At 39.4% G+C, this 23,115-nt stretch carries 22 protein-coding genes, 4 tRNA genes and 1 riboswitch; of the genes, 21 read left to right on the top strand and 5 right to left on the bottom strand.

All coding sequences use genetic code 11. From position 1 onward, the window contains the following. Positions 1-3 precede the first annotated feature (3 nt). The 3 genes from aspP to MKX14_RS17080 form a co-directional block, all read right to left on the bottom strand. Positions 4-630 carry an NUDIX domain-containing protein gene (aspP, locus tag MKX14_RS17090; RefSeq protein ID WP_014208182.1) on the bottom strand — a complete coding sequence of 209 codons (627 nt, stop codon included), beginning with the start codon at positions 628-630 and terminating at the stop codon, positions 4-6. 75 nt (positions 631-705) lie between these two features. Then, on the bottom strand, positions 706-2,583 hold the full coding sequence (gene thiC / locus MKX14_RS17085) for a phosphomethylpyrimidine synthase ThiC (protein WP_002121180.1): 1,878 nt from the start codon (positions 2,581-2,583) through the stop codon (positions 706-708). An 89-nt stretch (positions 2,584-2,672) separates the two neighbouring features. Then, positions 2,673-2,807, bottom strand: a riboswitch (TPP riboswitch). Between the two features lie 34 nt (positions 2,808-2,841). Then, positions 2,842-3,924, bottom strand: coding sequence for a hypothetical protein (locus MKX14_RS17080; RefSeq protein WP_240283065.1), 1,083 nt, complete (start codon positions 3,922-3,924; stop codon positions 2,842-2,844). Between the two features lie 183 nt (positions 3,925-4,107). Here MKX14_RS17080 and MKX14_RS17070 point away from each other — a divergent pair, with 183 nt between their 5' ends. After that, positions 4,108-5,439, top strand: a complete 1,332-nt coding sequence (locus MKX14_RS17070; RefSeq protein WP_108008901.1) for a TolC family outer membrane protein — start codon at positions 4,108-4,110, stop codon at positions 5,437-5,439. Positions 5,440-5,544: 105 nt separating this feature from the next. Further along, complete coding sequence (gene phoU, locus MKX14_RS17065) at positions 5,545-6,267, top strand: phosphate signaling complex protein PhoU (protein WP_000075183.1); 723 nt, start codon at positions 5,545-5,547, stop codon at positions 6,265-6,267. A 305-nt stretch (positions 6,268-6,572) separates the two neighbouring features. Here the strand turns inward: phoU and MKX14_RS17060 are convergent, their stop codons facing one another. Together MKX14_RS17060 and argH are read right to left on the bottom strand one after the other, a co-directional pair. Further along, on the bottom strand, positions 6,573-6,842 hold the full coding sequence (locus tag MKX14_RS17060; protein ID WP_000089995.1) for an oxidative damage protection protein: 270 nt from the start codon (positions 6,840-6,842) through the stop codon (positions 6,573-6,575). Positions 6,843-6,851: 9 nt separating this feature from the next. Next, a complete protein-coding gene (gene argH / locus MKX14_RS17055) occupies positions 6,852-8,285 on the bottom strand; it encodes an argininosuccinate lyase (RefSeq protein WP_240283064.1) in 1,434 nt (477 codons plus the stop codon). On the opposite strand from argH, the gene MKX14_RS17050 reads away from it, so the two are divergent. From MKX14_RS17050 to MKX14_RS16960, 19 genes are all read left to right on the top strand, one after another. After that, complete coding sequence (locus tag MKX14_RS17050) at positions 8,276-9,415, top strand: sensor histidine kinase (protein ID WP_240283063.1); 1,140 nt, start codon at positions 8,276-8,278, stop codon at positions 9,413-9,415. The genes argH and MKX14_RS17050 overlap by 10 nt on opposite strands. A 60-nt stretch (positions 9,416-9,475) precedes the next feature. Beyond that, positions 9,476-10,216 (top strand): LytR/AlgR family response regulator transcription factor, encoded by a 741-nt coding sequence (algR, locus tag MKX14_RS17045; RefSeq protein WP_240283062.1) that lies wholly within the window; start codon positions 9,476-9,478, stop codon positions 10,214-10,216. A gap of 100 nt (positions 10,217-10,316) precedes the next feature. Then, positions 10,317-11,234, top strand: a complete 918-nt coding sequence (gene hemC, locus MKX14_RS17040; protein ID WP_240283061.1) for a hydroxymethylbilane synthase — start codon at positions 10,317-10,319, stop codon at positions 11,232-11,234. Positions 11,235-11,237: 3 nt separating this feature from the next. Beyond that, positions 11,238-12,005: a uroporphyrinogen-III synthase gene (hemD, locus tag MKX14_RS17035; RefSeq protein WP_108008893.1), complete on the top strand. Its 768-nt coding sequence runs from the start codon at positions 11,238-11,240 to the stop codon at positions 12,003-12,005. An 8-nt stretch (positions 12,006-12,013) separates the two neighbouring features. Beyond that, entirely contained in the window at positions 12,014-12,856 is an 843-nt protein-coding gene (locus tag MKX14_RS17030) for a hypothetical protein (protein ID WP_240283060.1), read from the top strand. 9 nt (positions 12,857-12,865) lie between these two features. Further along, positions 12,866-14,059 (top strand): heme biosynthesis protein HemY, encoded by a 1,194-nt coding sequence (locus MKX14_RS17025; protein ID WP_206224500.1) that lies wholly within the window; start codon positions 12,866-12,868, stop codon positions 14,057-14,059. Between the two features lie 7 nt (positions 14,060-14,066). Beyond that, a complete protein-coding gene (locus tag MKX14_RS17020; protein ID WP_032052774.1) occupies positions 14,067-14,507 on the top strand; it encodes an acyl-CoA thioesterase in 441 nt (146 codons plus the stop codon). Positions 14,508-14,701: 194 nt separating this feature from the next. Beyond that, a complete protein-coding gene (hvrA, locus tag MKX14_RS17015) occupies positions 14,702-15,028 on the top strand; it encodes an H-NS family nucleoid-associated regulatory protein (protein WP_000801427.1) in 327 nt (108 codons plus the stop codon). Between the two features lie 332 nt (positions 15,029-15,360). Beyond that, a complete protein-coding gene (gspN, locus tag MKX14_RS17010; RefSeq protein ID WP_046812211.1) occupies positions 15,361-16,104 on the top strand; it encodes a type II secretion system protein N in 744 nt (247 codons plus the stop codon). Then, positions 16,104-16,940, top strand: a complete 837-nt coding sequence (locus MKX14_RS17005; protein ID WP_046812210.1) for a type II secretion system protein N — start codon at positions 16,104-16,106, stop codon at positions 16,938-16,940. The genes gspN and MKX14_RS17005 overlap by 1 nt, the downstream gene beginning before the upstream one ends. 41 nt (positions 16,941-16,981) lie before the next feature. Then, positions 16,982-19,258 carry a type II secretion system secretin GspD gene (gene gspD, locus MKX14_RS17000; RefSeq protein ID WP_240283059.1) on the top strand — a complete coding sequence of 759 codons (2,277 nt, stop codon included), beginning with the start codon at positions 16,982-16,984 and terminating at the stop codon, positions 19,256-19,258. A 40-nt stretch (positions 19,259-19,298) separates the two neighbouring features. Next, a complete protein-coding gene (locus MKX14_RS16995) occupies positions 19,299-19,925 on the top strand; it encodes an FHA domain-containing protein (protein WP_046812208.1) in 627 nt (208 codons plus the stop codon). A gap of 66 nt (positions 19,926-19,991) precedes the next feature. After that, positions 19,992-20,660 carry a phosphoglycolate phosphatase gene (gene gph, locus MKX14_RS16990; RefSeq protein WP_240283058.1) on the top strand — a complete coding sequence of 223 codons (669 nt, stop codon included), beginning with the start codon at positions 19,992-19,994 and terminating at the stop codon, positions 20,658-20,660. A gap of 108 nt (positions 20,661-20,768) precedes the next feature. Then, positions 20,769-22,262, top strand: a complete 1,494-nt coding sequence (gene trpE / locus MKX14_RS16985) for an anthranilate synthase component I (RefSeq protein ID WP_046812206.1) — start codon at positions 20,769-20,771, stop codon at positions 22,260-22,262. Between the two features lie 98 nt (positions 22,263-22,360). Then, a tRNA-Thr gene (locus tag MKX14_RS16980) sits at positions 22,361-22,436 on the top strand. A 54-nt stretch (positions 22,437-22,490) separates the two neighbouring features. Then, positions 22,491-22,574 (top strand) — tRNA-Tyr (locus MKX14_RS16975). A gap of 35 nt (positions 22,575-22,609) precedes the next feature. Then, positions 22,610-22,685 (top strand) — tRNA-Gly (locus MKX14_RS16970). Positions 22,686-22,698: 13 nt separating this feature from the next. After that, a tRNA-Thr gene (locus MKX14_RS16965) sits at positions 22,699-22,773 on the top strand. Positions 22,774-22,920: 147 nt separating this feature from the next. Further along, the coding region (locus MKX14_RS16960) for a GTP-binding protein (RefSeq protein WP_001029593.1) at positions 22,921-23,115 on the top strand (195 nt) is incomplete at its 3' end.

Below are 23,115 nucleotides of genomic sequence, written 5' to 3'. Positions count from 1 at the left end.
GTCCTACCTCTTCGGATTTATTATCGTTTTGCTGTGTTGGGCCAGCCATTGTAATGCCATAATGACAGGAGCATTTCTTAAACGTCCGCTGTCGAGTAGAGTCTGGATTTCACTATAATTAAATAAGTGTAATTGAATATTTTCCCCCTCATCATCTACGCCAAATACACCCCCTTCAGCGGGTAATTCAGTTTCAGCAACATAGAGATGAAATAACTCTGAGCAAGCACCAGCTGACGGGTAAAAGCTAAATAGATGCTCTAAATCTTGAACTTCGCAACCTGATTCTTCAAGGCTCTCTCGTCGAATACAACTTTCTGGCGATTCATCACCATCTAACACGCCTGCAATTATTTCCAGCTGCCATGGGGATTGAGAGTCGTCTAAAGCCCCAACACGGAACTGTTCAATCAGTGCAAATTGTTGTTTTTGATCGTTGTAGAGTAGTACACCAGCTGCTTCAGGCCGATGAACGAGTTCACGCTGCAATACATGAGTATATTCAGATTGATTAAATAGACGATGTCGAAGGCTGACTTTTTCAACTTGAATAAAACCACGGAATAGAGATTCACGTGATGTTACTTCGACATCTTTAGATGTATAACTTGGACGTTCAACAATACTCATGATTCGGTCAGGACGAAATCTATTTATTTCATCCTAACCGAGAATCAGGGCTAGGCAAGTGTTTTTTTTGAATATTTACACTTTATGATACAGTTTTTGGCCTTGTTCCTGATAAACCTCTTTCATCGCTTTGAGGCCTTCTTCAACCTCTGAATCGTTATTGGTGAGGTTGTTGGCATAGTCACGTACATTCTGAGTGATTTTCATTGAACAGAATTTTGGACCACACATTGAGCAGAAGTGTGCAGATTTATGAGCCTCTTTTGGTAAGGTTTCATCGTGCATACTACGCGCTGTGTCAGGGTCTAAACTTAAGTTGAACTGATCATCCCAACGGAATTCAAAACGTGCTTTTGATAAGGCATTATCACGTACCTGTGCACCCGGATGACCTTTCGCAAGGTCAGCGGCATGTGCTGCAAGCTTGTAGGTAATAATCCCGTCTTTAACATCTTTTTTGTTTGGTAGACCCAAATGCTCTTTTGGTGTGACATAGCAAAGCATTGCTGTGCCGTACCAACCAATCATGGCTGCACCAATTGCAGATGTAATGTGGTCATAACCTGGAGCGATATCTGTTGTTAATGGTCCAAGTGTATAGAATGGCGCTTCTTTACACACTTCTAGCTGAAGGTCCATGTTTTCTTTAATCATGTGCATTGGTACGTGACCAGGGCCTTCAATCATGACCTGAACATCATGTTCCCATGCACGGTGAGTCAGTTCACCTAATGTTTTAAGTTCGCTGAACTGTGCTTCATCATTCGCATCTTGAATACAGCCTGGACGTAAGCCATCACCTAAGCTAAATGAAACGTCATAAGCCTTCATGATTTCACAGATTTCATCGAAATGTGTGTATAAGAAGTTTTCTTCATGATGTGCTAGACACCACTGCGCCATGATTGAACCACCACGAGATACAATACCTGTTAAACGGTTTGCTGTAAGTGGTACATAGCGAAGTAATACACCTGCGTGAATTGTGAAGTAGTCAACACCTTGCTCGGCTTGTTCAATTAGTGTGTCTTTGAAGATTTCCCAAGTCAGATCTTCTGCAACACCATCAACTTTTTCAAGCGCTTGATAAATAGGTACAGTACCGATTGGAACAGGTGAGTTACGAATAATCCATTCACGTGTTTCATGGATATTTTTACCTGTCGACAAGTCCATAATGGTGTCGGCACCCCAACGGGTTGCCCAAGTCATTTTTGCAACTTCTTCATCAATTGAAGAGCCAAGCGCTGAGTTACCAATATTGGCATTAATTTTAACCAAGAAGTTACGACCAATAATCATTGGTTCAAGTTCTGGGTGATTAATGTTTGCAGGAATGATCGCACGACCTTCAGCAACTTCTTGGCGAACAAATTCAGGTGTAATTTCTTTTAAGTTTTTTGCACCGAAATTTTGTCCAGCATGTTGACGCATATCAACACCTTCACGCTGGCGTTGATTTTCACGAATTGCAATATATTCCATTTCAGGTGTGATAATACCTTGCTTGGCATAGTGCATTTGAGTGACATTTTTGCCTGCTTTGGCACGGCGCGGATTTTGAATATGGGCAAAACGAATATCAGCGGTACGAATGTCTTTTAAACGTTCTTGACCAAACTTTGAAGTTAAACCAGAAAGTACGTCAGTATCGTTACGCTCTTCAATCCAGTTTTGGCGAACTGAAGGTAAACCTTTGTCTAAATCAATTTGAACATTTGGGTCGGTATAAACACCTGAAGTGTCATATACCATAACAGGAGGGTTATGTTCACCGCCAAGACCAGTAGGGGTGTCGGTTAAAGAAATTTCTCGCATTGGAACCTGAATGTCAGGGCGAGAACCCTCAATATAAACTTTTTTAGAAGCGGGTAAGATGCGGGTTAAATCTTTTGCATCTTGTTCATGTTGTGCTGAAATTTCAGCAGAAGAGAGATTCGTTAACTGGTTCATCACATGATCCTTATGAATAACATCAACGAATCAAGCACGACCAAAAACGATGGCGGATTTATCTTTATGAGATAAATTTAAGGCTTTAAGTTTTCAGATGGCTTGATTCCTACGCAGGTCTTAACCTGATCAGGTTCAACGGTACTTGTGATCAAACTTATGTTGCGATAACACGGAATTTACACAATCTCAGCGAGCTATTACTCGCGCTCCGTCAAGCGATTTACAGACTAACATGTTTTAGGTTGGCTGGCATTGTCAATTTGTATCTATACAAACCGCATCCATATGGCAGTCACGATAGACTTCCGTGTTCCATGGCGAATCAAATTTTAAGAGCTGCTCAAGTTGTTCATGAGTCATCTGATAATTTGATTTTTTATCACCATTTTTATCAGTTAAATCTATTTTAAATTGCTTATTACGCTCATCGATAGGCGTGGCAATAAACTTAAGAAACAGTTGAGCAGGTTTGGCTAAACTCGACTCATTTTGTGTAGAGAGAAACCGAATTTGTTGAAGAGCATCTTTATCAAACCATGTGTTCGGCGCATATTCATCTGACACGGGTGTATTGTCTAAGCCAAAGAAAATAAAATAGCGATATTCATTAAACAGTAGTTTTGCATCATTAATAAAGTGGCTCTTTGGATATTTCTGAATAAAATTTTCCCAAAATAATGCGCGTTCAGTGAGCTCTTTCCATGAAATAGCCAAAGCACCATCGTTATAAAAAATATCTTGATTGTCTTTCGCCATACGAGTTAAAAACTCTTTTTGGTCCGCGGGTAAGGACTTAGAAAAAACGTCAACTAAATAGCTTGGCTGGCGTCGATAGGTAAACATGCCTTCGCCTTGATAAAGGAGTTCAATGTAGGCTTGGCCTTCATGTTGAAGTAAATATTGATCACGCGGGCTCAGTTGGGCGAAGAGTTTTTTTTGAGTTTGGATGACCTTTTTAAGATCTTGTTTGTGTTCTAAAACGGCATAGCCAAATGCTTCAAAAGCTCTACCTGTTTTTTCAGTGTAGTCTTGTTTTAGAAAACGTTGATACATGGCAGTTGATGCATCAATCAGCTTAAGCTGCTCATGATTTTTTAAAGAGGGAACACAGGTTTTAAGCTTTTCATTAATTTGATTTAAGTCTTCTATTTTGCTGTTTTGATTAATCGTGTGCATAGCTACCATAATTTGTAAGCAGCTACTGTCTTGTTTTTGAGTGGTCTTTTGCTCAGTTGGTTTTTGCTCTTTAGATACAGTTTGATCTTGCTCTGATGTTTTATTACATCCAGCTAAAAGTAGTGCACTGCACATACTCATTATTAGAACTTTTTTCATCATTGTACTTTTATAGAAATTAATATTGCTCAAATTATAACTCGGAAAAAGATTGCATGATTGCTATCGCTAAAACCTAAGAAATATATAAAGAACTAAAACTTTTACTAACTTGAGTTTGATTTGAATTTTTCTTAGTCTTAAAGGCAAGTTTTATCGTTGATTTGAACAATGAAAATAAAATTAATGGTCGCTGTTGGCCTTTGGAGTTTTGCATCTTCGAGTTTTGCTCTAGATTTGGTTGAAGCTTATGAGCGCGCAAAACAAAATGACCCGACGTGGCAAGCCAATCAACAACAATATGAAGCAGATCAACTGAACTTAGGCTTAGCAACGGGGGCATTATTACCCACTGTCACATTGTCTGGAAATATTACCCGTAATCGGCAAACTGTAAAGCGTTCAAACTTTCCAGGTGTTGATCAAGAAGGTCTTTCTGATGCTTTGGTGAGTAATACCTCAACGACTCGGCAAGCGACCTTAACAGCGCGTCAGCCATTATTTCGAATGGATGCTTGGGAAGGTTATAAGCAAGTTAAAACTTCGGTTGCCTTAAGTGAAATTACCTTAAGACTGCAAAAACAAGATCATGTTTTAAATGTAGCAGAAGCCTATTTTAATGTACTGCGTCAGCAGGCATTGAGTGTTGCATACCTACAAGAAGAAAAAGCTTTGCTTGAGCAGCTTAATATGATGAATGCCAAACTCAAAGAAGGTTTGGTGGCGCGTAGTGATGTGAGTGAAGCAAATGCTCAATATCAAAATGCGAGAGCCAATCGTATTTCAACCAATGTTCAATTACTTTTAGCCCAAGAGCAGCTTTCTGAATATATTGGTTCTTATCAAGATAAACTTGCTGTACTGCGAAGTGATTTTAGTTTTCAAAAGCCTTATCCAGCAGAACTTAATGACTGGCTTTCTTTGGCGCAGCAAAAAAACTTAAAGATCCAGCAAGCCCGCTTACAGCAACAATATAGTGAAGATCAGCGCCGTGTCGAAAAGGCAGCGCTTTATCCTCAAATAGATGCTGTAGCAAGCTATGGCTATACCAAACAAACACCAGAGACACTCATTTCAACTGACGGAAAATTTGATCAGGTCGGGGTAGAAATGAACTGGAATCTATTTAATGGTGGAAGGACCCGAACATCCATTAAAAAAGCGACTGTAGAAGTCAGTAAAGCTCAGGCTCAACTTGATGCAGCCATCCGCCGTGCCAATGTCGATGTAAAAAGTGCATTTATGCAGGTCGATACAGACCAAGCCAAGCTCGAAGCAAGAAAAGCTGCAATGGATTCATCTTCTTTAGTTTCTCAAGCCTCGAAAGCGAGCTATAACGAAGGCTTAAAAAGTATGGTTGATGTTTTATTGGCGCAGCGTAATGCTTTTTCTGCAAAACAGGATTATCTTAATGCTCAGTATGACTATTTATTGAATGTGCTTCGTTTAAAAGCTGCGGTAGGCCAGTTAGGTGAAAAGGATCTGGTTGAGCTTAATAGCTGGTTAACTTATCAGTAATTAAATGCTTTTATCTGAAATTTAATTTTGTCATAAAAACTTAATGATTGCTGTGTTTTAATGCTCAATCATTTTATTCCCGCGCCATCATGTTGGAGGCTTCCCTTGAGTCCGAGTAATCCGGTGTTAAGCCATCATATTTCTTCTCAATTTAATGAAGATTTGCAAGATGTAAACACAAAGTTTATGACCATGGGTGGCTTGGTCGAACAGCAGGTTGCAAATGCAATTCATTCTTTACTTGATACTGACGCAAATTTAGCGATTGATGTTCAATTTAAAGATAATGCAGTCAATCAATATGAACGTGATATTGATGAAGGCTTAACGTTGATTTTGGCGCGTCGTCATCCGGCAGCGATTGACTTGCGTATGGTTATTGCCATGAGCAAAGCCAATACTGACCTTGAGCGTATTGGTGATGAAGCTGCAAAAATTGCCCGTATTGCACAAAACCTGTGTGAAGAGGGCGGGTCACCGCGTGGCTACATGGAAACACGTCATATTGGTAACCAAGTTCGTGTCATGATTCATGATGCACTTGACGCTTTTGCACGTTTAGATGCAGATCAAGCTTTACGTGTACTTTTAGCTGATGCTGACATCGACCGTGAATATCAATCAGCAACACGTACATTAATGACCTATATGATTGAAGACCCGCGCCATATTGCTCGTGTGATTAATGTCATGTGGGTTTTACGTTCATTAGAGCGTATTGGCGATCATGCGCGTAACATTGCTGAGCAAGTCATTTATATGGCAAAAGGCTTTGATGCTCGTCATACCAAAATTGAAGAAATTGAAGCCAAAGTCCACGAAAAGTAATCTTGAGCTGAAATATTTAAAGGCCTTGTTTGAAGCAAGGCCTTTTTATTTTTAAAAATAATAGATAAAAAAATGTCCCGAACTTTGGGGGGAAGTTCAGGACAGAAAATCAAGTGCATAAACACGACAGGGATCGTGTTCTTCTTGCTATAAAGTGATATTAAGTTCTTCGCTTTTTGATGTCATGTAGAGTCCTGTGCGCTCTATGTAAGGCTTTTTATGTTTGTGTAAGTTTCACGTAAAAAAAGGCGGATCTATGTATATAGACCCGCCTTTTTAATGATGATTAAGCTAAAACAAATCGATTATTCTGGTTTCCAGCCTTCAGCTTTTTCTACACTTTCATCATTATTGAAGAATTTCTCACGTTGTTCTTCCAGAAACTTTTTAGCTTCTGGTTCAAACACGTTTAAACGCTTTTCATTAATGAGCGTAGTTTGATGCTGTAACCATTCTTGCCATGCTTGTTTAGAAACATTTTCAAAAAAATCTTGGCCTTTAGCACCTGGGAAAGGAGCGAAGTCTAAACCTTCCATTTCCTTTTGATATTTACGGCAAAATACTTGGCGACTCATGTTTTATCCTTAAGCGTATAACTGTTCTAAACGTGCGTGGGCACGCGCAATTGCAGCTTCAACCTGTTTTGGAGAAGTTCCACCAATATGATCACGAGCATTTACAGAAGCTTCAAGTGTTAAAGCTTTATCAAACACATCTGCTGTAATTAAGTCAGAGAATTGCTGTAATTGCTCAAGTGTGAGTTCAGATAAATCTTTTTCTTCTGCAACACCTAATGCGACTGCTTTACCCACAATTTCATGCGCATCACGGAACGCAACGCCTTTTTTCACTAAGTAGTCAGCAAGGTCAGTTGCAGTTGAGAATCCACGAAGTGCAGCTTCACGCATGATTTCAATATTTGGAATCAATGCAGGAATCATGTCTGCAAATGCCATGAGTGAACCACGAACCGTATCGATTGCATCAAATAATGGTTCTTTGTCTTCTTGGTTGTCTTTGTTATATGCCAAGGGTTGACCTTTCATGAGCGTAAGTAAGCTAATTAAGTCACCAAATACACGGCCAGATTTACCACGAATAAGTTCTGGAACATCCGGATTCTTCTTCTGTGGCATGATTGAAGAACCAGTACAGAAGCGGTCAGGAATATTCACAAATTTGAACTGCGCAGAAGTCCAAAGAATGAGCTCTTCTGACATACGTGATAAATGCATCATGATAAGCGCAGCAGCAGCATTAAATTCGATGGCAAAGTCACGGTCAGATACAGCATCAAGAGAGTTTTCAGATACAGCTTCAAAACCTAAAAGTTCTGCTGTATAAGCACGGTCAATCGGATAAGTGGTACCAGCAAGAGCAGCTGAACCAAGTGGCATACGGTTAACACGTTTACGGCAGTCTTGGAGACGTTCAGTGTCACGTACCAACATTTCAAACCACGCTAACAAGTGATGACCAAAAGTTACTGGTTGAGCGGTTTGTAGGTGTGTAAAGCCCGGCATAATCGTATTTACATTTTTGGCAGCCAAGCTTAACAAGCCTTTTTGTAAACGTTCTAATAATTTTAAAATATCATCAATTTCGTCGCGCAGGTAAAGACGAATATCAGTTGCAACCTGATCGTTACGGCTACGACCTGTATGTAATTTTTTACCTGTAATGCCAATACGTTGAGTCAAACGTGATTCAATGTTCATGTGAACATCTTCAAGATCGATGCGCCACTCAAAGTTTCCAGCCTCAATTTCTGAGCGAATGGTGCTTAAACCTTCAATAATGTCATCGCGTTCTGCTTCTGTGAGTACGCCAACTTTCGCAAGCATGGTAGCATGCGCAATCGAACCAGCGATGTCTTGTTTATAAAAACGTTGGTCAAACTGAACAGAGGCGGTAAATTCGGCTACAAAAGCGTCCGTCGCTTCAGAAAAACGACCACCCCACATACCTGAGGTTTGGTCTGGGGTTACTGAATTAGGGGGATTTGAAGATGTGGTCATGGTGGCTCAGTAAAATAAAAAAGAGTATATCACTTGCCGAAGCTCAACAAACAAAGTTGTTTCCTACAGCATACCGAAATCAAAATTCCTCCTATTTTTTTACGAAAAGTGGGCGTTGGCAACACTTATTCGAATTAATTATCGCAAGTAATGTTTTGGCACTGGTTCTGGCATTGGCTGAAGCGCAGTCTTGGCAAGCCTTAAGCGGGGGAAGGCTTTTTCAATACATCGTTTTTATTAATTGGGTAATATTGTCCTTTTTTGCATTGGTTGAACGCTTTCAAGGTTTTTTTAGCAGCTTGCGTCAAGAATTTGCTTTAACTATTGGTTTTGTCATGCTGCAAAGTATTGTTGTTTTGACCAGTTTAATCAGTAATTTTTTTCAGTTTGGTCTTTTAAATAAACATGCTTCTTTAACGCAGGGCTGGAGTGTTTATTTTACCAATGTACCTTTATATCTAAGCTATGGAATATTACTCGGGGCTTTCTGTTTACGTTATTTATATGTCAGGGAACAATGGTTGCATCAGCAATATGCCGAATTAAATGCCCGTATTCAGGCCATGCAAGCACGAATTCATCCTCACTTCTTATTTAATAGTTTAAATAATGTGGTGAGTTTAATTGCGATAGATCCAGATAAAGCAGAAAGTATGCTCATTAGTTTGTCGCGTTTATTTCGAGCAAGTTTCCAAGAATTAAAATTGGTGAGTCTGCATGAAGAAATCGAGCTGAGTAAACAATATTTAATGATTGAACAGGTTCGTTTGGGAGAACGTTTAAAAATAGACTGGAAGATCGAGCTTTCATCTGTGCAATTAAAACAGATCACTATTCCTTTATTGACATTACAACCTTTGTTAGAGAATAGTATTTTTCATGGGGTAGAACCAATGATGGGCAAAGCAACCATAGGGGTATTGGTTGAAATATTGCAAAATCAGGTCAGTATAGTCATTACCAACCCATATACAGACGATACAATAAATTCACGGAAAGGGCATGGAATCGCTCTTGAAAATGTTAAGCAGCGCCTGAAAGCGTATTATGGGAACACCGTTAGATTTCAGGTTTATAAAGGTGAAGCTTTATATACCACTATTATGAGCTATCAATATCAAACAAAATAATAAGTCAGTCAGAGTTAACCATAAAAAAATGGACCAAGTTAACGGTGACAAGGAGGATGAATGAAGGTGCTAATTTGTGATGATGAACCACTTGCAGTGGAGCGTTTGTCACGTTTAGTTTCAAAGATGGGACATGAGGTTGTATCAACGGCTCATCATGGACAGGAGGCCTTGGAACAGGCACGGCTTCATCAACCGGATGTAATCTTACTTGATATTCAAATGCCAGGTATGAATGGGCTTGTCTGTGCAGAACAGTTAAGTCAACTCAATCCTCGACCTGCGATTGTATTTTGTACCGCCTACGATCAGCATGCATTAGAAGCTTTTAAAGCTCAGGCTCAAGCTTATCTTCTTAAACCGATTGATCCGGTTGAACTTGAGCAAGCTTTAAACCAGCTAACCCAACTTACTCAAGCACAGCTCAATGCATTACCGAATTCTGAGCTTTTACAAGATTTAAAAACACAGCGTCATCAAATTGCTGCAAAAACCTATCGTGGTGTTGAGCTGATCCCTGTTGAAAATATCTATTACTTTTTAGCAGATCAGAAATATGTCACTGTGAGACATAAAAATGGCAGTGTATTAATAGATGAAACATTGAAAGAGCTTGAAACCGAATTCGCAGATCAGTTTATTCGTATTCATCGAAATGCGTTGGTTGCAGTCGCATATTTAGATGGGTTGGAGCTAGTCAGTTCGGGGCAATATCAGGTTAGATTACGTGGTCTTGATGAAAGACTTTCGGTGAGCCGTCGGCATTTATCTACGCTTAGAGAGCGAATTCATCAGCTTTAAATTTAAAAGAGTTATCTGGGACTTGCGAGATTTTACTTGCAATTTTAAGGGATCAAGTTAAGTTTAGGGTGTATTGTTTGACCAGCCCATGCTTGAATTTATGAAAACCTTGAAAATTGCTACACGACAAAGCCCACTTGCTCTTTGGCAGGCAGAACATATTCGTGCCCGTTTACAGGAGCTTCACCCTGATTTAACGGTGGAATTGGTTAAGTTTGTCACGCAGGGCGATAAAATTTTAGATACGCCTTTAGCAAAAATTGGGGGTAAAGGGCTGTTCGTTAAAGAGTTAGAAGCAGCACTTTTAGATGGGCGTGCGGACTTAGCTGTACATTCAATGAAAGATGTACCAATGGCTTTGCCAGAGGGTTTAACTTTAGCAGTGATTTGTGAGCGTGAAGATCCGTTAGATGCTTTTGTTTCAAATCAGTTTGAAAAATTCGCTGATTTACCACAAGGTGCAAAAGTCGGTACATCAAGCTTACGTCGTAAATCTCAAATATTAAAACAACGTCCTGATTTGCAAATTATTGACTTGCGTGGAAATGTTGGTACACGGTTAGCGAAGCTAGATGACGGTCAATACGATGCAATTATTCTAGCTAGTGCCGGTTTGAAGCGTTTAGGTTTGTCAGAACGTATTCGTCATTGTTTAACACCAGATGTTAGTTTGCCTGCTGTGGGGCAAGGTGCATTGGGTTTAGAGTGCCGTGCAGCTGACCAAGATGTATTGGCTTTAATTCAACCTTTATTACACGAAGAAACAGATGTTTGTGTACGTGCTGAACGTGCATTTAATGCCTATCTTGAAGGTGGTTGTCAGGTCCCAATTGCAGGTTATGCCACACTGCAAAATGGTCAAATCCATATCGAAGGTCGTGTTGGAAGCCCTGATGGCCAAACATTATTACGTGCTGAACTGACAGATGAAGCCAGCAATGCTCATCAATTGGGTGAAAACCTTGCTCGAAACTTACTTGATCAAGGTGCTGGCGAGCTATTAAAGGCCCTCTACTAAACCATGCTGTTTATTAATACTCGACCTGATTCGCGTGCAGCTGAATTAACAGAAGCTTTGCAGAATGAAGGTTATCAGGTTGAGTCTTTACCCCTTTTAGAGCTCGTTGCAAAACCCTTTTCTGAACACTTACTTCAGCTTTACCAACAATTAATTAAGGCGCAAGCTATTGTTGTCGTCAGCCCAACTGCTGTTGAATTGGGTATGGAGTATTTAGTAAAAAGTGGTTTAAAAATTAGCGACTTAAAACATATTCAATGGATTGCGGTAGGGCAAGCAACAGCCAATTGTCTAAACGAATATGGAATAGAAGCACATATCCCAGATGTTGAAACTTCTGAGGGGATGTTGAACCTACCTATTCTGCACAATATGCAACAGACGGGTAGTGTGGCTTTTTGGAGAGGGGAAGGCGGCCGCCAATTTATGATGGAGACCTTGCAACAACAAGGAATTCAGATTTTAAATTTTGTTCTATATCATCGGCAGTGCCCAGAAGTTTCATATTCTACATTCAAACATCTGACACAGAATTCAAATTATAATTTAAATAAATGGCTCGTCTTAATTACCAGTGAAGCGAGCTGGAAATATTGGTTAGAGCTTTGTTCAAAAAATAATGTACAACCTGATGGTGTATATCTGGTTTTAGGACCTCGTCTTTTTCAAATTGTTAAAGAGTATCGCGATCAGCAACAGACTCATTTTCACATTATTCAACTTGAAAATTTATCGCCTTCGGGGATGATTCATCACATTCAGGCATTATAAGGATTCGTATGAGAAAACTTGTTTCTATCATCATTTTACTGGGCATAGCTTGGTTGGCTAAGCTCAGTTACGATATGTGGCAAATTTCTCGTACTGTTCCCGAGCTTAAACAAAGTCTGCTGCAATCAGAACAGCACTATGCCAATTTAAATGATCAATTGGTTGCTTTACAGCGACAGTTGCAGAATCAACCCGTAAGTACAGGGAATAAAGCGAGTTCAGTCGTTCAACCAGATGCTCCACCGACAGGTATTGCACCTACAGTTTTAATTAAACAAAAGTTGGATTTAATTCAATTTGCGATTGATCAGCAGCAGTTGATTTATGCAGTTGATCAATTAAATCAGTTAGAGCAATCGCTCGTACACTATGAAATTGCTCCTGCATTGCAGCATAGCTTGAATCAATCGCTCGAGCAGGATAAACAGGCAGTTCAACAGTTTACTTTGGCTCAAAATCAACGCCATCAATTAATCGATGATTTATTACAGAACATTGATAAGAATATTCAACAAGCCTTAGCCCAGCCAAAACTTGAAATGGATCAATCCGAGACTGTGTCTTGGTGGAAAAAGTGGTTCCGTATAGAAAAGGTAGAAACGCCGTCTATTAATTTAATGAGTCGAAGCGTGGTGCTTAAAGAAGTGCAATTAAGATTGTTAATTGCCGAACAGGCACTCAATCAAGGAAAAATGACTGAGTATCAAAATGAGTTGCAATCTGTGATGCAAAAGTTAGATGAAATGCCTGATGCAACCAGTCAGCAGTTAAAAAAACGTATTGCTAAAGTGGCACATTTATCTATCGTGCCTGTTCCTAAACTCTCTACACTTGGGCTAATCGGCTCATAAGGAGGATATATGAAACACCTCCTGTGGGTTTATTTCGTAATCAGCTTAATACTCTTTGCAGCCTTAGCTTTATTTAGTTATGGCTATGGAATGGGGTATGTCTATATTTACTGGCGACAATTGCAGCTGCAAACAAATGTCTGGGGATTAACTCTTACTTTTGTAGTGATGAGTTTTATTGCTCAACTCGTATGGCTCTGGATTAAACGTTATTCATCTCGTGAACAAAGAAAAAGTGAAAACATCTTCCAGTTTAAAAACCTTCATCCCTATGAACAATTAGGTATTGTTTGGTTATTAGAAGCGGCCGAAGATCAACGTGTATTTATTGAACGTGTTTTTACTCAATCAGGGCTTTTAAAAAATATTATCGATGCCAAGTTTCTGGTTTTAAGTGGGGACTATCCAAAAGCATTAGCTGCTCTCGATCAATCACCACCGATGGCATTTGAATTGGCAGAGTTACAACGAATTGAAATCTTTTTAGCCGAAAATGAAGCCGATCGTGCATTAACTCATCTCGAATTTTTATATCAACACCAGTTATCACCGTGGTTACAAGAAATAGAAACTGCTTACCAGCAAAGATTAACGGCTTTATGGGGGCAATTAGCGCTGCAACATCCATGGGTGTATTTGCGTTCCATGAAATACGGTTTGCTAGATGCAGAACACCGTGATTTATGGTTACAGCAGCTTCTTCAGCAATTTGACCAAGCCTCTATTGATGACTTACATGCCTTGCAGCAACGTTATTTAGATTTAGAGTCTGAAATTCAAACTCGACCTTATAGCAGTAAGTTGTTATGGCTAAAACTATTAGCACGCATGCCAGATATGAGCATGCAACATGCGGCGCTAACACTCCACTTATTAAAAGAGCAATTTGACCCAGAAGTATTTTATCTATGGTTTCAGCAACAATTGCTTAAACAAGTTCCAGACTATGCCGATGTTGAAGAAAAAATTATTCAATTTGAAAATCAATATATGAATTTGCCAGTTTTAACCTTTGCAAAATGGCATGTCTATATGGCAACTGGACGTCAAACAGAAGCTGAAACATTATTATCATTATATCCAGATAATATTTTAATGAGCTATTTACGCATTAAGTCTACGCTTAAAGAAGATGACGTGTTAATCAAACAGTTAAACCTAATCTTTGAAAATGATGCAAATTTTTTAAAGTTTAAAATATGAGGTAAAAATGAAAGAACTGTCTGTCTATCCGATAATATATGAACAGAAAGTAGCGTGGGGAGATATGGACGCTTTTGGTCATGTCAATAATGTACAGTATTATCGATATATTGAAAGCTCACGTATTTTATATATGGAAGCAATCAATATATTAACTCCACATTTATATACCGTTGTAGCTTCGAGTCAGTGTAAGTATTTAAAGCCTGTTTTTTATCCAGATGTATTGAAAGTAGGAGTTCGTGTGGAAGAGCTTCGTAATAGTGCATTCCGTATGGCTTATATATTGTGGAGTGAAACCCAACAGCAAATTGTGGCTACTGGTGAAGCTGTTATGGTATGCGTAGATAAATTAACAGAACGAAAATGTGAAATACCGCAGGAAATAAAACAAAAAATTATTGAGCTAGAAAAATCAGTTGGGCATGACTTAATACATCTATCTTAAATAAATATTAATAAGATATATTTCATTTATAATTGATAATGTAATTAAAAAGTAATTTTTTGGATTATTCTGATAAACAATGCGATCAAACTATTGCTTATTGAATAGATTATAAATAATATTGGTCTTGATTTTATGTTTTTAAATTTTGTCTGTATTATTTTGAATTGTCAGTAAGACTGGAGTATTTATTAATGAAGCCGGATATCAGTGAATTATCTGTTGAAGAGTTAAAACGCTTACAAGAAGAAGCAGAAGCTTTAATTGCAAGTAAGAAAGATCAAGCAATCGAAGATGCTTATAATCAAATTATCGAGATTGCTGAAAATGTTGGTTTTAGTGTTGAACAACTTCTCGAGTTTGGTGCTCAAAAACGTAAGAAAACAACACGTAAATCTGTTGAACCTCGTTACCGTAACAAAAACAATGCTGAAGAAACTTGGACTGGTCGTGGTAAACAACCACGCTGGTTAGTTGCTGAAATTGAAAAAGGTGCAAAACTTGAAGATTTCTTAATCTAATCGAATTGCCCATTTAAAAGCCAAGCAAATTTGCTTGGCTTTTTTATTGATAAAAATATCTCAAATTTTTTCTATAAATATTATTTAAAAAATGAGTGTTTAAATTCTTCTTTAAATGAATTATTGAGATCAAATATGCATTTAGTTTGTTGAGTCTTAAGTTTTCATGATTTTGTCATACGTTCAACTTATAGTCTTTAGCGAGACGCCAAGCCTGATTGCTTGGTTTTTTTATATGAAGTGAATTGGCGATGTTGAAAAAGTATGCATAATGTCAGACTAGGGAGCTACTCTCAAAATAAGGACGATAATTTGCATGTTGGTAAGGCTGAATGAAGAAAAAGTCTAAGCAATGGAAGTGGTGGTTTTTTGCCCTCATTGCATTTTTAATTTTTATTATTTTACAGATTCCGGCGACGTGGCTTATTTCTAAATTTTCAAAGAATAATCAAACTCTACACAATGTAAGTGGAAATATCTGGCAAGGCCAAGCAGATTGGCGGCGTGGTACTTTGAGAGGTTCGATTCATTGGAAAACTAGACCTCTTGACCTGTTTTTATTAAGGTTCGCTGCTGATGTAGATATCCATAGCGGAAATACCCAACTAGCTGGGGTAATGGGCTATGGTGTGGGGAAAAAAGTAATTGTAAAGGCTATGAACGGTCAAGTTGCGCCTGAAACATTAAAACAAGTTGTAAATTGGCAATGGCCTGCGAACAGCATTCAACTGAAAGATATTGAGTTTAATTATAAGAAAGAGCAGGGGTTCGCAGCAGTTGATGGTCAATTACATTGGGGCGGCGGTGCTTTAATTTATAATATCGGTGATCGCCAAGACCGTATGAATATGCCTTCTTTAAATGGGCAATTAACGGATCAGAATGGGCAATTGCAAGTTGATATACGTGATCAACGCAGTCAAAAAATGGCGAATCTTTTATTAGATGCCAACATGATGCTTGATGTACAGCTCACCCAAAGGTTATTACTTAATATCCCATCTTATGATGGAAAAGCTGGTTTAGATACGTTTGTCATTAGTTCTCGTCAACCCTTAATACAAGGGGGTAACTAATGAAAGTATGGATTGAGAAATTACAGCAATTACAGTGGCAAAAATTAGATCGGTTAAGTGTGGTTATATTTGCCGTTTTAATTCTATGGCTGTGCTGGAAATTGGCTTCATTATTTTGGTGGGTAATTGCCCCTCCTCAAATGATGCAATTTGATCGGGTCGAGTTAGGATCGCAGCAACCACAAATTCCTAACATTAGTACTTTTTCGCTTTTTAATGAACCTTCAGCCAATGCAGCTCAGGAAAATATCAACCTAGAATTACAAGGTGTAATGCTGGGGTATCCGAACCATTTTTCGTCTGCTGTTATTAAGCTTGATAATACTGCCGACCGATATCGGGTCGGAGAAACGATAGGTTCTACATCTTATCAGTTGGCGGAAGTTTATTGGGACCATGTGATATTGCGTCAAGGTAATGGTAGTACTCGTGAACTTCAGTTTAAAGGTTTGCCAAACGGTTTATATCAGCCTATGACACCAGATGCCTCGCAGCCACCTGCTATTACGCCTCAATCATCGGCACCAGTTAATACGGCTCAAGAGGCGTTAGGACAGGCCATTCAGCAAATGCAAGGTAACCGTGAACAATATCTGCGTGACATGGGTGTTAGTGGGAACTCCGGTGAGGGTTTTGAAGTTACAGAACGTACACCCACTGCGCTTCGAAATAAGTTAGGTTTAAGGCCAGGTGATCGGATTGTTTCTTTAAACGGTCAAACGGTTGGGCAGGGGCAAACGGATGTGCAGTTACTTGAGCAAGCTCGTCGAGCTGGGCAAGTGAAAATAGAAATAAAACGTGGTGATCAAGTGATGACCATACAACAAAATTTTTAGTGATAACACGTCACCATAAGAGTTAGGAATTATCGCAAGTTATGGCTTTATTGAATCATCAACGTCCACTTTGGGCATTACTTGCAGCAGCCCCATTGATTGCGACAGTGAGCAGCAGCGTCTATGCCCAAACATGGAAGATCAATTTACGTGATGCCGACTTAACTGCATTTATTAATGAAGTGGCAGACATTACGGGTAAAAACTTTGCAGTAGATCCACGAGTACGTGGTAACGTCACAGTAATATCGAATAAACCACTCAATAAAAATGAAGTTTACGACCTATTTCTTGGGGTTTTAAATGTAAATGGAGTGGTGGCAATTCCTTCGGGAAATACCATTAAGCTGGTTCCGGATAGCAATGTTAAAAACTCGGGAATTCCTTACGACTCTCGGAATAAGGTTCGTGGTGATCAGATCGTTACCCGAGTCATTTGGCTTGAAAATACTAATCCTAATGATTTAATTCCAGCACTTCGTCCTTTAATGCCGCAGTTTGCGCATATGGCCGCGATTGCAGGAACCAATGCACTAATTGTTTCGGACCGTGCCGCAAATATTTATCAACTTGAAAATATTATTCGTAATTTAGATGGTACTGGTCAAAATGATATTGAGGCGATAAGCCTTCAGTCGAGCCAAGCGGAAGAAATCATTACTCAACTTGAGGAGATGAGTGCTACAGGAGCATCTAAAGACTTTAATGGTGCACGTATCCGTATTATTGCAGATAACCGAACCAATCGTATTTTAGTAAAGGGCGATCCAGGAACGCGTAAACGCATTCGCCACATGATTGAAATGTTGGATGTGCCATCGGCCGACCGTTTAGGTGGTTTAAAAGTTTTTCGCTTGAAATATGCAAGTGCAAAAAATTTATCTGAAATTTTACAAGGTCTTGTGACAGGACAGGCCGTTTCTTCGTCAAATGGTAATAACAGTTCTTCTAATTCATCGAATCCTATCAATAATTTGATTGGTAATAATCAGAATTCTAGTTCAAATACCTCTGGTTCAAATGGTAGCTCAATTTCTACACCATCTATTAATTTAAACGGTAATTCGAACAATAATAATCAGAATAGTATCTCTAGCTTTAGCCAAAATGGTGTGAGTATTATTGCGGATAATGCCCAAAACTCGTTAGTGGTTAAGGCAGATCCTCAATTAATGCGTGAAATTGAATCTGCTATTCAGCAGCTTGATGTTCGCCGTCAGCAAGTTCTGATTGAAGCTGCAATTATCGAAGTATCAGGAGATGATGCAGATCAACTTGGTATTCAATGGGCGCTTGGTGACTTATCTAGTGGGATTGGTTTACTAAGCTTTAGTAATGTGGGGGCTAGTTTATCTTCTATTGCTGCTGGTTATTTATCGGGTGGTTCAGCTGGAGCTGCATCAGCTATCGCTAGCGGTGCTAATAAAGGTAATGGGGCAACCTTGGCTCTGGGTAACTTTGAGAATTCCCGTAAGGCTTATGGTGCATTAATTCAAGCGCTTAAAACGAATACCAAATCAAACTTGCTTTCAACACCATCCATTGTGACGATGGATAATGAAGAGGCTTATATTGTTGTAGGTCAGAACGTTCCATTTGTAACAGGCTCGGTTACTACCAATAGTACAGGTATCAATCCATATACAACTGTAGAGCGAAAGGATGTCGGTGTGACATTAAAAGTCATTCCACATATTGGTGAAGGTGGTACAGTTCGTCTAGAAGTAGAACAAGAAGTCTCTGCTGTTCAAGATAATCGAGGGCAAGCAGCTGATTTGGTGACAAGTAAACGTGCCATTAAAACTGCTGTTTTGGCTGAACACGGACAGACGGTAGTACTTGGTGGTTTGGTGTCAGATGACACGTCGCTTTCAAGACAGGGGATACCTGGGTTAAGTAGTATTCCTTATGTTGGGCGATTGTTCCGTTCGGACAATAGAAGCAATGTGAAGCGTAATCTTCTTGTTTTTATCCATCCAACAATTGTGGGTGATGCAAATGATGTGCGCCGTTTGTCTCAGCAGCGCTATAACCAGCTTTATAGCTTGCAATTGGCTATGGACAAAAATGGTAATTTTGCAAAACTGCCTGAACAGGTTGATGACGTCTATAATCAAAAGATGACTGCTCCAAGTATTGCCTCTCAGCCAAAAAACTATCAACAGGTTCCTTCAGGTGGAAAAACCTCGACGGTAACTACACCTGTAGCGGTAGAGCCAGCAGTGCAAAAACAAACTTTACAGTTACCTGATCCTGAAGTGAATCGTACTAAAAATACAGTAACAACAACGACACTGCGCCCAAGCACAGCACAGTAGTAGCATGTTATGATTGATAAAAAATGAATAGGACATACGCATGACTTGGAAACTACAAGCAATTACTGGTGAAATTACTGGCCAAGAAATTAGTGTTGATCGCGATATGTTGGTAGGGCGTCATCAAGATGCTGATTTGTTATTACAGGCTGCTGAAATTTCGCGTCGCCATGCTGCATTGCTTTTAAAAGATCAATCGCTATGGGTACAAGACCTTAATTCATCGAATGGCACATTTGTAAACGATATTCGTATTGAACAAGAAAAGCAGCTACATGATGGTGATATTGTTCAGTTTGCCAGTTTTAAATTTTCTGTGTTAGCGCCTGCACAGAAAATCATGGACTTGCCTGAAATTGAAGCTGAACCAGTAAATACGACATCATCTCCAGATTTAAGCGATCAAGGAATGCCGAGTCTTGCTGAGCGTGCTACAGAAGTAGAGGTTCGCCGTGACGGTATGCCTCAGAATATTTCTATTCCAAAACCTGCACCTATTCCAGAGGGTGTAGATATCAATGCCCCACAAGAAAAGCCTATCGCTTTTGATGAGCCAGTTTCTCGTGTTGCTCAGGAAAAAGAGCAACAGAAGAATGCCTCAGTTGGTTTAATCAGTATTATTATTTTAGTAATTTTAGCTGTATTAGCATGGTTATTCTTTAAATAATTCGTTGCTGCTTTTACAATCAAGGCATGCATGAACGCATGCCTTTTTAATTTTGAGTAGAATAAGATGTCTGTTGCACAACTAAATAAACGTAATTTAATTTTATTTGATTTAGATGGAACGTTAGTTGATTCCGCTGCTGATTTATATCGATCAATGAACCTAAGTTTGCGAGAACTAGAATGGCCTTTAGTAACAGAAAAACAAATTCGAGAATGGGTTGGTAAAGGAGTATCTAAGCTCTGTGAAAGTGTTCTGCTTCATATTTTTGGAAAATTAGATTCTGAACAACATAAAGTCTTATTGCAGAAATTTATTGATATATATGGTGTAGAACTCTGTGTAAATACTCAAATCTACCCTGGCGTAACCGAGTTTTTAAAACACTGTAAAACCTTGGACATACAAATGGCATGCGTTACTAATAAGCCTCTGCAACTTGCCCAAGGGTTGCTTGATGCTTTACAGCTTTCCCCATATTTCCAAGTTGTACTTGGTGGAGATAGCTTACCTGAGAGAAAGCCTCATCCATTGCCATTATTGCATTGCATGCAAACCCTAAAAATATCTGCTTCACAATCGTTAATGATTGGCGATTCAAGTAATGATATTGAGGCTGCACGTCGTGCTGGAATTGATTGTATTGTAGTTAGCTATGGCTATAATCATGGAGAAAATATCTATGATTGCCAACCTCAGCAAGTTGTTGATAGTCTTGCTGAGTTAATTATCTAATGAATGAAATGGAGATCAGAATGAATAAGCGTATGGTTTTTCGATGGCGTGTCTAAACCGAATCTAGAAAAACACACTTTTAAATCGAAACCATATTAGAGAAAATTCATGACAACATTAGCGCAATTCGAGCAACTAAAGGCTGCTGGTTACAACACGATTCCAGTCTATCGCCAACGCTTAGCAGACACAGAAACTCCTTTATCTGTTTTTGCTCGTTTTAAAGACCACACACAAGCTTATTTATTTGAGTCAGTCGAAGGTGGCGAAAATTGGGCGCGCTATTCTATGATTGGTTTGGGGGAGTCGACGGTTTTCTCATGTAATGCAGGTGTTCTGTCTATACAACATGCTGATGGCTCAATTACACAAGAAGATTGCCAAGACCCATTTCAGTATATTCGTGAATTTCAGAAGCAATTTAAAGTGCCATCTGCTGAGCTCTTACCAAACTTACCGAGTTTTACGGGCGGATTAGTAGGTTATTTAGGCTATGATGCAGTCCGTTATATTGAGCCACGTTTAAAGAATGTTCCTACAGCTGACCCAATTACATTGCCAGATTTATGGTTAATGCTATCCAAGACAGTCATTGTCTTTGATAACCTTAAAGATACTTTATTTTTAATTGTTCATGCGGATACAGAGCAGAGTAATGCTTATGAAGACGCTCAGCAAAAATTAGATCAATTAGAGCAATTGTTAGCTACACCAGTAAGTCTGCAAGCTAAGCCACATACACCTCCACATTTTGAGTCAATTACTGGAAAAGCGAAATTCTTAGAAACAGTCGAAAAAGTTAAAGAATATATACGTGCTGGTGATGTGATGCAGGTTGTTCCGGGGCAGCGTATGGTTTCTGATTTCGATGGAGAGGCTTTACAGGTTTATCGTGCTTTACGTCATTTGAATCCATCGCCTTATTTATTCTTGGTACAAGGGCAAACGATTACTGATAAAAAGCCATTCCATATTGTAGGGTCATCGCCAGAAATTCTTTCTCGTTTGGAAAATGGCATTGCTACAGTGCGTCCTCTTGCAGGTACCAGACCACGTGGAAAAACTAAAGAAGAAGATCTTGCTTTAGAAAAAGACTTACTTTCTGATGAGAAAGAAATTGCGGAACACTTAATGTTGATTGACCTTGGTCGAAATGACGTTGGACGAGTTTCTAAAATTGGTAAGGTCCAAGTAACGGATCAAATGGTGATTGAGCGCTATTCGCATGTCATGCACATTGTGTCAAATGTACAAGGTGAAGTTCGTGATGATATCGATGCGCTAGATGTATTTAAAGCAACTTTCCCGGCAGGTACTTTATCGGGTGCACCAAAAATTCGTGCAATGGAAATTATTGATGAAGTTGAGCCTGTGAAAAGAGGTGTATTTGGTGGGGCAGTGGGATATTTAGGATGGCACGGCGAAATGGATATGTCGATTGCAATCCGTACTTGTGTTATTCGAGATAAAAGGGTCTATGTGCAGGCTGGAGCAGGCCTAGTTGCGGACTCAAATCCTGAATCTGAATGGAATGAAACGCAAATAAAAGCTCGCGCAGTGATCAAAGCGGTTGAATTATCATCAAACGGATTGATTTTATGAGTTTTTAGCGGTTTTTTTAAAAAAACCGCTTGCATCGTTTGGAAGTTTTGCTAAACTGCACACCGTTCCGATACGAAACGTACGAAACACTAAGAAGAGCCGGCATAGCTCAGTTGGTAGAGCAACTGACTTGTAATCAGTAGGTCCACAGTTCGAATCCGTGTGCCGGCACCATCTTAAAGGTGTGTAGTTGTGAAGTAAAGAACAACACTGAAATAAGTGTGATATGGTGAGATTCCCGAGCGGTCAAAGGGGGCGGACTGTAACTCCGCTACGAAAGTTTCGAAGGTTCGAATCCTTCTCTCACCACCATTAACTTCGATTGAAGTGGTATATACCAACACAGTGCGGGAGTAGCTCAGTTGGTAGAGCGGCAGCCTTCCAAGCTGCATGTCGCGAGTTCGATCCTCGTCTCCCGCTCCATCGAAGGATAATCGCTCTTATAGCTCAGTGGTAGAGCACTCCCTTGGTAAGGGAGAGGTCTCGAGTTCAAATCTCGATAAGAGCTCCAGATACAGTTTAGTAGATTTTCTACAAAGATTTAAAAAGCAGGCTTATTAGTCTGCTTTTCAAGTATTGGGTGTTTGATTTTTTAGGCGATATGTCGATGCTGAGTTTTTGCTCAGAATTGTGTTCGACGTAAACGAGGACTATAAACATGGCTAAGGCTAAGTTTGAACGTAATAAGCCACACGTAAACGTGGGCACAATCGGTCACGTTGACCATGGTAAAACAACTTTAACTGCTGCGATTGCAACAATTTGTGCAAAAACTTACGGCGGTGAAGCGAAAGATTACTCACAAATCGACTCAGCACCTGAAGAAAAAGCACGTGGTATTACAATTAATACT

Origin of the sequence: Acinetobacter pittii (assembly GCF_022449185.1) — a bacterium.
In the GTDB taxonomy this organism is placed as follows: Bacteria; Pseudomonadota; Gammaproteobacteria; order Pseudomonadales; family Moraxellaceae; genus Acinetobacter; species Acinetobacter pittii_I.
The sequence above is the reverse complement of the archived record's forward strand: the minus strand, read 5'-3'. Positions and strand labels throughout refer to the sequence as shown.

Coding starts and splice junctions, on each gene's coding strand:
- aspP (WP_014208182.1), bottom strand. CDS start 630: ATGAGTATTGTTGAACGTCCAAGTTATACATCTAAAGATGTCGAAGTA.
- thiC (WP_002121180.1), bottom strand. CDS start 2,583: ATGAACCAGTTAACGAATCTCTCTTCTGCTGAAATTTCAGCACAACAT.
- MKX14_RS17080 (WP_240283065.1), bottom strand. CDS start 3,924: ATGATGAAAAAAGTTCTAATAATGAGTATGTGCAGTGCACTACTTTTA.
- MKX14_RS17070 (WP_108008901.1), top strand. CDS start 4,108: ATGGTCGCTGTTGGCCTTTGGAGTTTTGCATCTTCGAGTTTTGCTCTA.
- MKX14_RS17060 (WP_000089995.1), bottom strand. CDS start 6,842: ATGAGTCGCCAAGTATTTTGCCGTAAATATCAAAAGGAAATGGAAGGT.
- MKX14_RS17050 (WP_240283063.1), top strand. CDS start 8,276: ATGTGGTCATGGTGGCTCAGTAAAATAAAAAAGAGTATATCACTTGCC.
- argH (WP_240283064.1), bottom strand. CDS start 8,285: ATGACCACATCTTCAAATCCCCCTAATTCAGTAACCCCAGACCAAACC.
- algR (WP_240283062.1), top strand. CDS start 9,476: ATGAAGGTGCTAATTTGTGATGATGAACCACTTGCAGTGGAGCGTTTG.
- hemC (WP_240283061.1), top strand. CDS start 10,317: ATGAAAACCTTGAAAATTGCTACACGACAAAGCCCACTTGCTCTTTGG.
- hemD (WP_108008893.1), top strand. CDS start 11,238: ATGCTGTTTATTAATACTCGACCTGATTCGCGTGCAGCTGAATTAACA.
- MKX14_RS17030 (WP_240283060.1), top strand. CDS start 12,014: ATGAGAAAACTTGTTTCTATCATCATTTTACTGGGCATAGCTTGGTTG.
- MKX14_RS17025 (WP_206224500.1), top strand. CDS start 12,866: ATGAAACACCTCCTGTGGGTTTATTTCGTAATCAGCTTAATACTCTTT.
- MKX14_RS17020 (WP_032052774.1), top strand. CDS start 14,067: ATGAAAGAACTGTCTGTCTATCCGATAATATATGAACAGAAAGTAGCG.
- hvrA (WP_000801427.1), top strand. CDS start 14,702: ATGAAGCCGGATATCAGTGAATTATCTGTTGAAGAGTTAAAACGCTTA.
- gspN (WP_046812211.1), top strand. CDS start 15,361: ATGAAGAAAAAGTCTAAGCAATGGAAGTGGTGGTTTTTTGCCCTCATT.
- MKX14_RS17005 (WP_046812210.1), top strand. CDS start 16,104: ATGAAAGTATGGATTGAGAAATTACAGCAATTACAGTGGCAAAAATTA.
- gspD (WP_240283059.1), top strand. CDS start 16,982: ATGGCTTTATTGAATCATCAACGTCCACTTTGGGCATTACTTGCAGCA.
- MKX14_RS16995 (WP_046812208.1), top strand. CDS start 19,299: ATGACTTGGAAACTACAAGCAATTACTGGTGAAATTACTGGCCAAGAA.
- gph (WP_240283058.1), top strand. CDS start 19,992: ATGTCTGTTGCACAACTAAATAAACGTAATTTAATTTTATTTGATTTA.
- trpE (WP_046812206.1), top strand. CDS start 20,769: ATGACAACATTAGCGCAATTCGAGCAACTAAAGGCTGCTGGTTACAAC.